The sequence below is a fragment of the Oculatella sp. LEGE 06141 genome (genome assembly GCF_015207605.1).
Taxonomy (GTDB): domain Bacteria; phylum Cyanobacteriota; class Cyanobacteriia; order Elainellales; family Elainellaceae; genus Oculatella.
The window spans coordinates 1-13882 of record NZ_JADEWO010000064.1 but is presented as its reverse complement, the minus strand read 5'-3'; the positions used below and the strand labels follow the sequence as shown (position 1 = coordinate 13882).

General features: G+C 49.1%; 14 protein-coding genes. 3 read left to right on the top strand and 11 right to left on the bottom strand.

Annotation, left to right across the window (positions count from 1 at the left end; all coding sequences use genetic code 11):
* Positions 1-28: 28 nt before the first annotated feature.
* The 4 genes from IQ268_RS27035 to IQ268_RS27020 all read right to left on the bottom strand — a co-directional run bounded on the left by IQ268_RS27035 (position 29) and on the right by IQ268_RS27020 (position 3495).
* Positions 29-898 carry an MBL fold metallo-hydrolase gene (locus IQ268_RS27035; protein ID WP_228035769.1) on the bottom strand — a complete coding sequence of 290 codons (870 nt, stop codon included), beginning with the start codon at positions 896-898 and terminating at the stop codon, positions 29-31.
* Between the two features lie 465 nt (positions 899-1363).
* Complete coding sequence (locus tag IQ268_RS27030; protein ID WP_193885721.1) at positions 1364-1873, bottom strand: inorganic diphosphatase; 510 nt, start codon at positions 1871-1873, stop codon at positions 1364-1366.
* A gap of 622 nt (positions 1874-2495) precedes the next feature.
* Entirely contained in the window at positions 2496-2945 is a 450-nt protein-coding gene (locus tag IQ268_RS27025; protein WP_193885719.1) for a VOC family protein, read from the bottom strand.
* 40 nt (positions 2946-2985) lie between these two features.
* Positions 2986-3495, bottom strand: a complete 510-nt coding sequence (locus IQ268_RS27020; RefSeq protein WP_193885717.1) for a TIGR02652 family protein — start codon at positions 3493-3495, stop codon at positions 2986-2988.
* Between the two features lie 210 nt (positions 3496-3705).
* Between IQ268_RS27020 and IQ268_RS27015 the strand changes: the two genes are divergently transcribed.
* Together IQ268_RS27015 and IQ268_RS27010 are read left to right on the top strand one after the other, a co-directional pair.
* Entirely contained in the window at positions 3706-4197 is a 492-nt protein-coding gene (locus tag IQ268_RS27015) for a gamma carbonic anhydrase family protein (protein WP_228035772.1), read from the top strand.
* Between the two features lie 193 nt (positions 4198-4390).
* The gene (locus tag IQ268_RS27010) at positions 4391-4510 is read left to right on the top strand and encodes a photosystem II protein Y (protein WP_193885714.1); all 120 of its coding nucleotides are present in this window, start codon (positions 4391-4393) and stop codon (positions 4508-4510) included.
* A gap of 95 nt (positions 4511-4605) precedes the next feature.
* Here IQ268_RS27010 and IQ268_RS27005 read toward each other — a convergent pair whose 3' ends face one another.
* From IQ268_RS27005 to IQ268_RS26980, 6 genes are all read right to left on the bottom strand, one after another.
* Complete coding sequence (locus IQ268_RS27005; protein ID WP_193885712.1) at positions 4606-5463, bottom strand: prohibitin family protein; 858 nt, start codon at positions 5461-5463, stop codon at positions 4606-4608.
* Between the two features lie 12 nt (positions 5464-5475).
* Positions 5476-6705: a DUF445 domain-containing protein gene (locus tag IQ268_RS27000; RefSeq protein ID WP_193885710.1), complete on the bottom strand. Its 1230-nt coding sequence runs from the start codon at positions 6703-6705 to the stop codon at positions 5476-5478.
* Between the two features lie 92 nt (positions 6706-6797).
* Positions 6798-7514: a bifunctional demethylmenaquinone methyltransferase/2-methoxy-6-polyprenyl-1,4-benzoquinol methylase UbiE gene (gene ubiE, locus IQ268_RS26995; protein ID WP_339383629.1), complete on the bottom strand. Its 717-nt coding sequence runs from the start codon at positions 7512-7514 to the stop codon at positions 6798-6800.
* Between the two features lie 36 nt (positions 7515-7550).
* The gene (locus IQ268_RS26990; protein ID WP_193885708.1) at positions 7551-8507 is read right to left on the bottom strand and encodes a response regulator; all 957 of its coding nucleotides are present in this window, start codon (positions 8505-8507) and stop codon (positions 7551-7553) included.
* A 520-nt stretch (positions 8508-9027) separates the two neighbouring features.
* Positions 9028-9207, bottom strand: a complete 180-nt coding sequence (rpsU, locus tag IQ268_RS26985; RefSeq protein WP_193885706.1) for a 30S ribosomal protein S21 — start codon at positions 9205-9207, stop codon at positions 9028-9030.
* 490 nt (positions 9208-9697) lie between these two features.
* Positions 9698-10984 carry a hypothetical protein gene (locus IQ268_RS26980; protein ID WP_228035768.1) on the bottom strand — a complete coding sequence of 429 codons (1287 nt, stop codon included), beginning with the start codon at positions 10982-10984 and terminating at the stop codon, positions 9698-9700.
* A 669-nt stretch (positions 10985-11653) separates the two neighbouring features.
* On the opposite strand from IQ268_RS26980, the gene murF reads away from it, so the two are divergent.
* Positions 11654-13030: a UDP-N-acetylmuramoyl-tripeptide--D-alanyl-D-alanine ligase gene (gene murF, locus IQ268_RS26975; protein WP_193885704.1), complete on the top strand. Its 1377-nt coding sequence runs from the start codon at positions 11654-11656 to the stop codon at positions 13028-13030.
* A 59-nt stretch (positions 13031-13089) separates the two neighbouring features.
* Here the strand turns inward: murF and IQ268_RS26970 are convergent, their stop codons facing one another.
* Positions 13090-13407, bottom strand: a complete 318-nt coding sequence (locus IQ268_RS26970) for a hypothetical protein (RefSeq protein ID WP_193885702.1) — start codon at positions 13405-13407, stop codon at positions 13090-13092.
* Positions 13408-13882: the final 475 nt, after the last annotated feature.

Here is a 13882-nt window from a genome sequence, read left to right as displayed (position 1 = left end):
GGGAGCCTTCATATCACCATTCTTGTATCTAAACTAGCTCTAGCGTCATGCCCTCCCGAGCTAAACAGACATGGGGCGAGTTGGATTGAATATCGGCTTCAACCTGGTCGAGATAGTCATCCTCATGGCCTGGGTCATGGTGAAACAAAACGACTCGCTTGACGTTGGCCGCACTGGCAACTTCGACGCCAGAATACCAGATGGCGGATGTTTCTGAGGCGATCGCCATCTGCGGGTCGGAGTAAACATAATCGGTGTAAGCTGCATCATAAATCAGCAAATCGGCTTGATCTGCCAAATACAGCAACCCCTGATCGATATAACCGGGAGAATGTTCGGTGTCGGTTGCGTATACCACCGAGTGCCCATTCCAGGTCACTCGGTAGCCCAATGCGCCGTTGGGACGGTTGAGCGAAATGGTGTCAATAACGATGTCATCCAACAGAATGACCGAGGCTGGGGCAATGTCGTGAAACCGCAGCTCCGAGCGCATGACCTGAAGCGGTACAGGAAAATTGGGTCGAAGCATTTGGTCGCTTAACCGTTGCTTGATAGATGCACCATTAGGCCCGATCGCCCCGTAAATGTCGAAGGAATTGCCTTCAATAAACGCTGGCACAAAAAACGGAAAGCCTTGGATTCGATCCCAGTGGGTATGGGTAAAAAACAGGTGCGCTTCAAGCGGCATCGAGTTGACTAAATGCTTTCCTAGCACCCGCAGCCCTGTGCCGCCGTCAAAAATAAGGCGCTTTCCAGCAACTTGCAGTTCGACACAGGCCGTATTGCCACCATATCGAACCATTTCAATTCCAGGAGTGGGAATGCTTCCTCGCACTCCCCAAAAGCGAACCACAAACGACTGTGTGGCATCCGTTGCAGCCTGAGCGCTATCGCTCATAGTCTCCTGATTGGGGGGTAGGGAGTCAAAGCCTGACATTTTTAATGGATAAACCGTTGCTGAGCGGCTAGTAACGGCAGAATTTAAACGAAGCGGCTGGCAGACTAGCGTCCAACGAAAGCGTGGCTAGCCGGCTCAACATTCTCATGGTTCCCGTATCATCTGGTTTAAGCAACGGCTGTCTTGAAAGAAGATCAATACAGCGATCGCCAGTAATGTCATCAAATTGCCATAACAACTCAGTAATTTGACGGGTGAACCACCATACATCCCAATCTAAAAATAGAAACAAAGCATTAGCACAAAATAGGACGAAACCTAGTTGTTAGGGTGCTAATGCTTTGCATGGCATGACATAGCCTCATGACCAGAAGGAGCCTGATCGCAAAGACAGTCAATCAAAGTAACAGTAGAAACTGAGATGCAGCCAAGCCTGTTATGCCTATTGTATTACTGAATTGCAGATTACTTTGCTGCCTTAACACAGGCTTCAATCAGTGGAGCCACCTGATCGACATCTTTCCAGCCTAAAATTTCAGTGACTTTTTTCTCAAGGTTTTTGTAAGTTCTAAAGAATTCTGCAATTTCTTCCAGACGGTGAGGCGCAATATCTTGGAGTGATTTGACGTTGACATAGCGTGGGTCTTTGTCGGGAACACAAAGAAGCTTCTCGTCGCGATCGCCACCATCAATCATTTCCAGCATGCCAATCGGGCGAGCTGTGATGACGCATCCAGGAAAGGTTGGCTGATCCATCAGCACCATGCCATCCAGCGGATCGCCATCGTCAGCCAGGGTGTTGGGAATAAAGCCATAGTCGTAGGGATACTGCACAGAGGCATACAGCACCCGATCCAGCGCAAATGCTTGCAGATCTTTATCAAACTCGTATTTATTCTTGCTGCCAGCGGGAATTTCAATCAAAACATTGATCAGTCCCGGCTTGGGTTGGGCAGGAATGCGAGATAACTCCACAGTGTGTCTCCAAATAAATTAGTAACTGCGGTACAGTGTGAAGCTTAACAGAGGAGAGAACCCGCTGCTAAATTCCACTGCCCTTCGAAATAGCATTTTAGGCGAACACGGTAAACAGCAAGCACAAACCGTATCGGCTTATTTTTTCAAGCCGAACCTCTACCCAACCGGATCTCGATGTCCATCAGTTTGGGAAAGACTGCATACGGCTCACCGTGATGGCATCGACGCGCGGTGGGTGCCCTGCGGTTGCGATCTACAACGTCATTAATATCATCAATGTCATCAATTTCTGCTATCTCTAGATCTGGGGATCAAATAAGCAGGAGGCTGCCAGGTATCGCTAGAGGAGAAGTAGGCGATCGAGAAGATCGGAATAGTCAGCGTCAATAGCGCGATGAACGTGCCGATAATGTTTGCAAGCCTCTGAGAGGTTCGTTCGGCAGGACTATCTGCTTGACTACTAGATTCCATAAGAGATATTTTGAATCAACCAACATGGTTATAAACAGCTACGTTAGCCCAACTTTCTGAGGAGAGGGCAAACTTCTACATATAATTTTAACTGTTTCAATTCATTAGAACGGTTTACAGCGCTACCAGGATTTCCCTAATTCCAGACTTACTGTGGAGCAGGAAGTTCCCCCATTAGCCGCAAAAACTCAAGCGGTAAACCGTCTGCATCGGCAATAAACGTAACTTCATAGATGCGATCGCCAATCATCTGCTGGGTCGGTTCAAGCAGCGTCTGCAACGGCTTAACTTGTTCTGACTCTTGCGCGGCAGTCTCAAATTTACGTCTTAACTCGGCTAGCCAGTCCGGCAGATCGTTGACAACATTTGTTAAATCAAACGAGAGATGGTAATACCCGGTATAGTGCTCGTCTGCAAACGCATCCGCAGCCGGGCGGGGCTGCGGTACCTGGAGCAGTTCAATGCGCCCCCCTAAGCCCTCCATCCAGCAAGCCAGGGTTATGCCTGCTGTAAATCGCTCGCAGACGGTAAAGCCAAGCTGTTCATAAAAAGCGATCGCACGGTGAATGTTAGCCGTACGAATCGAAGCATGGTGCATAACGTTTCACCTGTGTCCTGCAAGGCCAAAAGCGCAAGACTTATTCAAACAACCGAAAATAAGGGTATCGAACGGGTGCGCCCGGTTCCTTTTCCAGGTCAAAATTAATCACATCCCAGCACGGTTCATCTTGAGGATCGGGGCTGAACTCTACCGGCAGTCCGTACAAACGCGGACGCGGCGAATCCGGCTGACCTCGCCAGGGGGTGCTGCGCTCTAAGTAAGTGCTGATCAGGTCTTTATAGCGTTGGGCAATAATCACGCGGGTGGCTCGGTAGCCTTGCGTGTAGAGTCGATCCAACGCTTCGTGAATTTCGAAACGAATACCGTCCGGGTGCGTGTGTTGGCGATACCACTCATTGTTCCATTGACGCCAGTGCCGCCCTGACTGAAGATGGATAAGCTCGCCTGTCTTCGGATTGGCTTCAAATGCCCCGTGACGCTGACATAGGTAAGTGTCTGTCAGCGTTAATGCCGGAATCGTCTGACGGCAGTGAGGGCACTGAATTTCTGGTCCAAAGATTGGATACTGTAGGGCTGGGTTCATCATGCAATTGTTACCAGCATAGGCTCCATGTGCCAATTCCAGTGGTCTCTATTATAACTGGGGGTGTTGTGCCCTCAACGCAAATTCTACGGGCATTCTGTCGTCTTCACAGGAAGAATAGTGAACCAGTTTCAAGATTTACCCCAACATTCGCGTCCTGAACCTGCCTCAACCCCCGATTTTCCCTATCTTGCCTATTGGCAACCCCCCGATCTGTCACGTGCCGCCTTTGTGGCACCGAATGCAGTGGTGATGGGACAGGTAGAAGTCGCATGTGGGGTCAGCATCTGGTATGGGGTTACCATTCGGGGTGATGTTGAGCGAATTGTTATCGGTCAAAGCACCAATGTGCAAGACGGGGCTGTCCTGCATGGCGATCCGGGACAGGTTACTGTTCTAGATGATTATGTCACAGTGGGTCATCGAGCGGTCATTCATAGTGCCCATATTCAATCTGGCAGCTTGATTGGCATTGGGGCGATCGTCCTTAATGGCATAACCGTAGGTGAGGGCAGCATTGTTGGAGCCGGTGCGGTGGTCACCAAAGATGTGCCAGCGCGATCGCTCGTGGTTGGTACTCCAGCCAAGGTGTTACGTCCGGTATCGGAAGCAGAAGCGGCAGATCTGGTTGAACATGCCCGCAAGTATGAAAAACTGGCGCTAGTTCATGCTGGAAAAGGAACTGATCTGGGATTTAAGCGCTAGCCATTCAGTACGGCAGACGCGACCCTTATCGCACCCTATCTGACTCCGAGCGCCCGATCGATTTTTAGTGTCGCCCCCTTTGCCATCAAAAACTGCAACAAATTGCAGCAGGAGACCTGGAAAAATCGACCAATTCAGCGCAAAATAGAAATATGAGAAGAGTTTTATAAATCTTCAAGGGGAGGACTTTACTGTGGATTGGCGTCTTTTGATCGTTTTAATGCCTATTCTGATTGCTGGAAGTTGGGCAATTTACAATATTGGGCAAGTTGCTTTGAAGCAAGTTCAAGGATTCCTGAACAAGCAAGCCTAGTCTATTCAGCGTTGCCAAATTAAATAAAGATAAACCGAGCCATTTCAGGTTAGAAAGGCTCGGTTTTCTGCATCAATACCTGGCTGCTAGATGGCTCAGCTTGAACCTGGTTCGGTTTGGGCATTGCCCAGGTTAAACAAGAAGGGAACTCCGGGTGAGTCGCTGCCCAGTACCAGAACGTTGGGCATCTGTGCGCCGCCCTGTCGCCAAGCTTCGATCGCCTCCTTCTGTAACACCAGTTCACCCCCGGCTGCTTTTAGGGTTTCGGCCAATAGCCGTTGTGCTTCTGCCCTACCTTTGGCACGGTTCACATCAGCTTGCGCGTCCTGTTCGGCTTCTTTAGCCACATACACGGCACGCTGGGCACGTTGTTCAGCAATTTGCTTTTCTTCTACTGCTCTGGCAAATTCCGTCGAGAACCGCAGATCAACAACGCTGGTATCCAGCACAATCACAGCATATTTTTCTAGTCGGCCACTAAGAGCAACGTCAAAATCTTCTTTCAACTCGGTGCGCCGCGTAATCGCTTCTTCTGCCGTTCGTCTGGCTGCGGCAATTTTGAACGCCTCTTGCGTTTGGGGCGCAATCACTTTTGAAACCAGGTTTTGCAATGTGCCTTGCTTGCGGCGGATTTCAACAACTCGGGCGGGATCAAGCCGAAAGTTAATAGCAAAACTAGCCGTCAGATCTTGCAAATCCCGCGTAGAGCTTTGAGCTGGCACTTCAAATTTTTGCACGGTGACATCATACACGTCCACCTTACTCACAAACGGTGGCTTGATGTGAATGCCTTCCAGCATAGCTCCGTCTCTTGCTTTACCTAGAATGCTGATCACACCAGCTTCGCCAGGGTTGATGATAGTAAACGAATTTAGTCCGACGAATAGCAAGATTGCCGCAATACTTCCAATCAGTAAAGCTGGCAAATTTTGCGTGTATTGAGCATTCTTCAAGGGTTGTGTCTCCTATCGCAACAGCAAAATGGCCGCTTGCAGTAAGCCAATAAAAAATCCTAAAAACCCTCCCAGGTTCACGATCGCCTGCAATTCGTTTTTGACAATACCTTGAATTGCTGATTCCAGGTCGTTGGGTGAGGTGGCTCTTACCCGTTCGATGATGACCTGGTCAATATTCAAGATTGGGATGGCTCTGGCCACTAGCGTTTCCAGATCTCGTTCTAAGTAACGTTCTAGCACGAGCGCCAGTTCCCTACTAACGGGTTCCAACGAACTGGTAACGGCTGGAGACGTGCGAAGACGACCCAAAAACAAGGAAGCAATATTGTCCCAATCAATCGAATCGCTCAATCCCTGAAGCACTTCTGTGCCACGAGTTTGAATATAGACTCGAACTGTATCACGCATGGTTTTGCGTAATTGCCTCACGGTTGAAACGGGAAGATTTTGCAAGGAGATGTTTTGCAACCATTCCTTCAGCCGTGTTTTAACCCCCAGCGATTCAATCAGTTCGGCTAGGCGAATGTTGCTGGCTTCTCGTTCGTCCAGGCAGTAGGTTCGCAAACGGGTGAGAGAGTTGCGTAGCCCAAACAGGTTAGCGACCACCCAGTAAGTACCGCTTGTTTTCTCGCGAAAGCCTTCATCAATGACTTGAATGTTGCGATCGGTCAAAAAATCAATAATGGTTTGCCGTAACACATCAGGCGGTAAAACCACCTGCAACAGCCAGCTAGAAAGCTGGTCTGCTTGCGCCTCACTTAACTGAAAATCGAGTAAAACCTGGTCAAATATTTGATTAAGCTGCGTTTCTAGAAAGTCTTCACGGCGGGCCAAGACCTTTACCAACCGAGGTAACGACTGACCCAAGAAGTCTCTCAGAATGTTCGCCAAAATTTTGGCGGTCTTCTGTTGGTTGTCAACTTGAATTTGGTCTAACGCTAGTTTTAAGAGCCAAAGAATGGCAGCCTGAATTCGCTCCGTTTCTAGTAGCCGCCGCGCCAGGTTTTGTAGTTCTGCTGGAGTCAGTAGCGATCCCATGATGGTATCTGCCACTCGCTTCGCCAGACGCTCCTGGTTACTTGGAATTAAACCCGGAGTAAACGGAAGCTTCCGGCCTCCTAGATAAAGTGCCCTATAGGGGCGGAAGAGCATTTTAATAGCTAAATCATTGGTGAAATACCCGATGATTCCACCAACGACGGGAGGGGCAAGCAGGTATAAAAGCGTGGAAATGTCCATCCAGGGGACTAATGGTTAAAGACCAAAAGGGTAGGAGTTAAGGTTACAGGTTGAGATACTGAAAGATGTTGATTCACTAACAGGCCGTGAAGTTAACCGATACTTGGTTTGACGGCAACTAACACTCCCATGATGCCACCCGCGATCGCGTAATGCGTGACCGGGGTAAATCCAGCGTGTTTTGCTAGCTGAATTTGTTCTGAACTGCTGGGAAAGCGATCCAGGCTGGGAGCAATATAAGCGTAGTCATCACCGATGCCCAATTGCTGGGCAGTAGGCACAACAATCGTATCTAAATACCACTGTTGAAATCCACGTAAGTAGCTATTGGTTGGGCGATGAAAATCTAGAATAGCAACGGTTGCGCCAGGTTTTAGCACACGATGAAGTTCCTTCAGGCTGGCAGGAATATCGACCACGTTGCGTAACCCGTAGCCCATCGTAGCCGCGTCAAAAGAGTTCGCGTTGAACGGCAGATTTAAGGCATCCCCCTCTACCCAGGTAATCGGTAGGGGCGTAACGCATTGCTGCGTCCGCTGCCGTGCGATCGCTAGTTGGGCAGACGAAAAATCAATTCCAAAGACCTGCCCTGTTGGGCCAACCCGACGTGCTAGCAGTCGCGCTAAATCACCGCTGCCACAGCAAACATCCAGACAGGTTGTTCCTAACGCTGGATTACTCCACTGGACTGCCATTTGCTTCCACACGCGATGCAGCCCCAAACTAAGCCAGTCATTGAGCTGGTCATAGTTTGGGGCAATGCGATCGAATAACTGTTGGATCGGTTGAGCTGTAGGAGAAATCGTCACAAAGCAGAAGTAGGCGTTGAAAGTTCCTACTTCATCCTACACAACTGCGTGAAGATGACGAGTGCAGGTTAGCGCCATAGCAACTTGCTGGGCAGAGAGATGCATCAGCGCCAACTCATCTTCCTGGAGCGAGAAGGGTTGTTTCCACTGAAGCGACAGTACGGCAATAACCTGATCATGGAAGGTGATGGGAATCAGGAAATGGGCTTGCACCCCAGAATCGCTATAGTGCTGGACTTGCGCCAATGCCGCATCAGAGGCAACATTGACGGCTAGTTGCATTGTTTGCGTTGCGATCGCCTCTTGAGTGAGCGGATCGTGCGCCAGCCAGTTTTGCAGATCACCCTCAGGGCTATACACCCCTTGAGCCGCGCTCAATGATTTATTTTCGACCAATTGTAAAATGCAGCCATCAACGGCAAAGTTTTCACCAAAGGCAGCAGCGATCGGAGTAAGACAGTCTTCCGTGCAGGATGCCTGCCGAGCGACCTGGACGATAGCGCTGAGCAAAGCAGTTTGAGCCTGTGCCCGCCGCAGCTCCTCTGTGCGCTGCTTCAAGAGTTCGTATGTTTCAGCCGCACGCTGTACAACCGCCTTGAGTTCGTTTGGATCCCAGGGTTTAGTAATGTATTTATAAACCTGTCCAGAATTGATCGCTTCTACCAGATCTTCAACATCAGTAAAGCCGGTGAGGATGATCCGCATTGTGTTAGGAAACTGAGGCACCGTTTTGCTCAAAAATTCAGTGCCTTTCATTTCTGGCATGCGCTGGTCTGAGATGATGACCGCAACCTCTCCTTCTGTAGCTAGAACTTCTAACGCGACAACGCCACTTTCAGCCCGCAGCACGTTGAAGTCACGTCGAAAGGTGCGATAAAGCAGATCGAGGTTGTCTGGTTCATCATCTACCACTAGCATTTTAGGTTTTTTCTGTCTCTCCAAGCTCATCAGCCGTTGGCCGATGTTGTTTAGCTCTGGAATAGCACTACTCATAACAATCTTCTCCTGCGGCAAAGGGCGTCTTGGTGGTTGACCTGCTTATGCAGACTTCACTGAATTCATAGAACTGGTTTCATAACCAGTAATGATTAATGCAACGTTCAAAATTGCAGTCTTTTGGGGTGTGAAATTACCCCGTCTTGCTGCTCGGCATAGGCTATGGCAGTGATGAGTCGTTCAAGTCAACTAGTTAGGCGTTCCTGCGTCAATCATTTTTAGGACTCTATGCCTTATCTAGTCTTGACACTTTTGTTCAAGTTCTAACCGAATTACAGAAACTTTAGAAAAAAAATGTAGGGGCAAAATACCATGCCCCTACGCACCATAATGTTTAGCAATAATTTAATCGGCGCGAAAACGCCCCTTTAAGGAAGTAAATGACAAACTCTAGCACGATAATACAGTAGTTACCCATATGAACGGACTCACTACAATCGAGCTGCAACCCTGCTAGGGCTTCGTATGTCACACAACGGGTAGTGTGGAGAAACGATCCATTACCCGGCTATTGCTACTAGCGGAACCGCCGCTTACGTCGAGCCATAACTGCTTTCCGCTTGCGCTTCTCTTGGGGAGTTTCAAAATGGCGATGGCTTTTTACGTCTGCCAAAATGCCAGCTTTAGAAACCTGGCGCTTAAAGCGACGCAATGCTGATTCAATTCCTTCGTTCTCTCCTAAGACCACTTGGGTCATGCTTTATCTCCTTTTCTTAGGTTTGCTCGCATACACCGATTGGCTAACGAAACCAACTCCGGCTTTAATTCAGTGTTGGCCTTTGGAAAGGTTAGCACTGTAAGAGGTTTAGCCTCCTAAACAGTAGATGCCTGAGCATCTACAGCATCAAGCCCATTGACAACAACCTATCTCGCAATGTAAAAGGCACCGCTTGCATCGTGTCAACGGTTTGAGAGGTGTTTAGAAAATCAGTGCCAGATAGCCAGCTACCAACATTGAGCTACAGCAATCTAGAACGACTCCGCTATTCCATTATAGAAAGTGCAGCCTTACACCGAGTTCAATCTCCCACCTGATACACTAACACGATTTCGCATTTGTGCAGGTGAAGTTGCAGTGTAGGTAACGGTTACAGGAAATTTCCCGTTTAGTTTCTCCTACTCTGCCGATTTAATTTTGCCCATTGCCATAGACCTATCCTATCTAGATTTTACTGAAATAGGAGCAGCTACCGAATAAAGGATAAATCGATTGCGCCGAAATGAGCGCTGAGCGCCAGATTAAGATTCTCGAGCGCTTCGATTAACCACACAACAGCATCACGGGTGTACGCTTCGTAGTGGTTAAACAAAATTGAAAATCGGCGTTCTAGATAGGGTTTGACGGTGCGACTGAGCAACACAATCTTTAGCAGTAAGCCGGTTGTTGAAATTGGCCCCAGATTCATTACCAGATCGACAAAGACAAAATGATTTGGGTAGGCTGGGTTGTCCACAATTAAAAAGTTAAGAAGCTGACTACAGGTGCGGACGAGTAAAAAATCGTTGAGCGGTTGGCTGTTGCTGTCGGGCAGCATACTTTTCAATTGAGCATATAGCTGGTTGTTGAATTGGCGTTTGCCGTATTCAGCGTCTACTGAAGCGGTGATGTACTGATATAAATCGTCCTTAAAGGCTTGATAGGACGAGGTGTGACGGCTGTGGCTGAGAAAGTGATGAGCCAGATCTCGATGGGTTCGAGAGCCTTCAACCCGGCCAACATAATGTTTCAGTGCCTGACTGAGATCTTGATCGGCTAGTAGGGTTGGATTGGTAACAGGCTGAATGATGCGCTGCGCTTGTGAAGGATTGGGCTGTGCGGCAAGCTGCGATCGCACCCGATAGGTAACGTACTGCGATAAGTCAATTTCAAATTTGCGCTGCATGGTTGCTTGAATCTGCCGAACCGTGAGCTGGTGTTCTCGTGTACTGTCGTCACTGAGCAAGCAATGCTCGTAAAGATAGGGATAGCGACGAATCAACGTGCCTAACGGTCGAGTGCCTGAGGTGGTGTTGACTTCTGCCGCTTCGGTCAACACTTGAGCAAGGCGACAAAGCGTCAAATATTGCTCAGATTGAGTGAACAGAGTGACGAGATCGCGCAGGCGACGGACGGAACGCGCGCGCGGAATTCCTGTGACGGAAAAGGGAGGAATGGCTTCAAACAGACGAATGAGATGCGGGATCGCCATGACAAACGACGATCGCGACTGCCAGCGGTTAATGAGAATGTGACAGCAGCGGTTCAGGACATAGCGAAATTCTTCAGGTGCCAATTTTGAAGCGGTTACTTTATCCAGAGCCTCCGTAATTTCGCTGTCGGGATAGCGAGTACCATCGATGAACAGCAGACGGAAACGCTCCAGCATTTCAGCAGGCGGCTCTAACTCAATCCAGTAAAGCAGATGATCGTATAGCTTCTGCTCTTCGGGAGTGATTTGTCGATTGCTATAGCGACCTGTTAATGCAGTCACCACGCTCTGGCGCTCCTACGTTCTGTCACTATGAATAATGGTTGATTTAGCTGTTGGAATCTGAATATAGTCTGGACGGGAAAGTAGATGCAGCTAAATAGGGCTACCTAGCCCTGTCGTGTTTGATTTAAAGGGATGGTTTAGAAGCGCTAAATGCAACTCGAATCGCCTTTTGGAGGCTTGCCACAGATGCTTAGCCCCCAATGGAGGACTTCCGAATTGCTTTAAAGTCCCGTTCGGCTGAGCGCTCACGTTGAAGCCCAGAATAAGGGATTGACAAATGCAGAACATTTGATCCGTTTCAAGCAACCTTTAAGAGGCGATCTCTTCATCTCAAGATCTAGTGTATCTAATACTACTTAGCCAATTAATCAGAGATTGTGATTTTCGTCACTCGTGAGTTGAAGCTTTAGTAAAGCTTGAGGACTGGATCAATGGCTCAATTGCCCTGCAAATAGCGAAAACCCTGATATTACCAGTAGTTTAGTGCTGATCCATCTGAAACAGTAACCGTGAAATCTCAGGGTTGAATAACGAGACGTTGTGCCGTCAAGTTAAGTACGTTGTTTTGATTCAACCCTGTGGATTCTACGGAAGGAGAAGCGAATAGTTTCTAGAGTGGGGCAGGCTACACGGTATGATTTCAGCTAAATCTGTTTGCTCTATGAATGCATGGTTTGTAGTGTTACACCGGGTCAGTTGGCTGAAATCCTGTCAGCAACGCTGATTAACGTATCAGATGCGGTTCTGGCGACGATCGCCACCGGAATTACAACGGATAGCCGCACAATTTTACCAGGAGAGATTTTTGTTGCCCTGCGAGGCGATCGCTTTGATGGGCATGGGTTTGTTGAAACAGCGATTCGTCAGGGGGCACTGGTGGCGATCGTCGATCGCGCTTCAGCGTCAACTCTGCATCATCTTCCTTTGCTGCAAGTTGATGATACGTTGGCGGCGTATCAGTCGATCGCTCGCTGGTGGCGGCAACAGTTTCAGATTCCCGTGGTGGCGGTCACGGGTTCTGTCGGAAAAACGACAACCAAAGAATTGATTGCAGCCGTTTTAGGTCGTCAGGGCAGTGTGCTGAAATCTCAGGCCAATTACAACAACGAAATTGGCGTGCCCAAAACATTACTGGAACTAGAGGCGACTCACCGTTATGCCGTGGTGGAAATGGGGATGCGAGCGGCAGGAGAAATCGCCTTGCTAACCCACATTGCTCATCCTGATGTTGCGGTGATTACTAATGTGGGAACGGCTCATATTGGTCGGTTGGGATCAGAGCAAGCGATCGCCGCCGCCAAGTGTGAGATGCTAGCTGAGCTAAATCCAGATGGAATTGCTGTTTTAAATTACGACAATCAGCGGTTGATGCAAACAGCACATCGGATTTGGCAGGGGAAAACGATCACCTTTGGCTTAACGGGGGGCGATGTGAAGGGGGATCTGGTCGATTCAACAACCCTGGAGGTGAACGGCATGACGTTACCGCTACCCCTACCCGGACAGCACAATGCGCTGAATTATCTGGCGGCTCTGGCGGTCGTTCAGGCTCTGCAACTGCCCTGGTGGCCATTAGCTCAGGGACTATGCGTAGAGTTACCCCAGGGACGGGCACGTCGCTACGAACTGCCGCACGACATTATTGTGCTGGATGAAACCTACAATGCTGGATTGGAATCGATGCTGGCCGCTTTGCATCTGCTGGCACAAACGCCAGGAAACCGCCGAATTGCCGTACTCGGTACGATGAAAGAATTAGGGGAACGATCGCCCGAATTTCATCATCAAGTGGGTACAGTTGTGCGCGACCTCAACCTGGATACGTTGCTTATTCTGGCAGATGAGGCCGAAAGTGTAGCTATGGCTGCCGGAGCGCAGCCAACTGCTACAGAGCAGTTCACCAGCCATGAAGCAGTGCTTCAGCGGTTGCAAGATATTGTGCAGGAGGGCGATCGCCTGTTGTTTAAGGCATCACGCGCAGTTGGCTTGGATAAAGTGGTTGAACAGTTTCGGCAGAACGTTTCCAGTCCCACATGGCGCGGTTGAAGGGGTGGGGTGAACCCAATCCAGGTTGGGCTTGATTCGGATAGATAAGAACGAATCGGCTAAATTTCTTCAACGTCCATTTGTGCCACCGTGAAGGCGCAGAAACCAAATGCGGCGACTAACGGCATGGGTGACGCCAAAACGTAACTGGACGCAGCGGCAAATATAGCGGTAGCGATCGCAGCCAAGCACCAGCGTTGCTCGTCTACACTGAATCCCTTTTGAGACTTAATCAGCCGAAGCGCTTGCACTGGAATGGGGAGCGGCATGACACCATGCGGCGGAAACGCCCAATATTGTGAGCGATCCTTAAACGGATCGGTCCAGCCGTTGTCGAAGCACCATTCCTGAATCCATTCATCGCAAAAGTGGTTCATGCTCTTGCTGCCAGTGAAAATACGTTTAATCAATTGGTTCTACCGTTCAGTACAGTTCAACAAACTAGTGTGCAAGCCCGTGGGTTTAACGTCTTAGCCCGCTAATAACTTAGCCCGCTGGAGTCGCTCAGCTATTCAGCTACGTGGACGGCATTTTAGACATCCCTATTTTGTAGGCTAGCAAAGCCAAGTCGCTGGCTCACGGCAACGTCATCAAAATTTACCTTTTCCAGGCAGAAGGTTCACACCGTCCCGAAGAGCGGTGCTGAGATGAATGCCGCGCCAATCGGAGCGGATGCGGAGATTGGCAATAATCTATCAGACTCAGCCGCAATCTTTGCATACGCTTGTACTCTTGTTTATGGTAAAGTGTGCCCACAAGATTTGAGTCTTGCCGCTCATGATTGTTCTGGAAACCAAGCTCAGAGGTAATCCAACTCAGTTTGCGCTACTTGATGATGCGATTAGAACAGCT

Bases quoted from the DNA above. Each gene is read 5' to 3' on its own strand.
- murF (WP_193885704.1), top strand. From the start codon at position 11,654: ATGGTTTGTAGTGTTACACCGGGTCAGTTGGCTGAAATCCTGTCAGCA.
- IQ268_RS27000 (WP_193885710.1), bottom strand. From the start codon at position 6,705: ATGGACATTTCCACGCTTTTATACCTGCTTGCCCCTCCCGTCGTTGGT.
- IQ268_RS27025 (WP_193885719.1), bottom strand. From the start codon at position 2,945: ATGCACCATGCTTCGATTCGTACGGCTAACATTCACCGTGCGATCGCT.
- IQ268_RS26970 (WP_193885702.1), bottom strand. From the start codon at position 13,407: ATGAACCACTTTTGCGATGAATGGATTCAGGAATGGTGCTTCGACAAC.
- IQ268_RS27020 (WP_193885717.1), bottom strand. From the start codon at position 3,495: ATGATGAACCCAGCCCTACAGTATCCAATCTTTGGACCAGAAATTCAG.
- IQ268_RS26990 (WP_193885708.1), bottom strand. From the start codon at position 8,507: ATGAGTAGTGCTATTCCAGAGCTAAACAACATCGGCCAACGGCTGATG.
- IQ268_RS27035 (WP_228035769.1), bottom strand. From the start codon at position 898: ATGAGCGATAGCGCTCAGGCTGCAACGGATGCCACACAGTCGTTTGTG.
- rpsU (WP_193885706.1), bottom strand. From the start codon at position 9,207: ATGACCCAAGTGGTCTTAGGAGAGAACGAAGGAATTGAATCAGCATTG.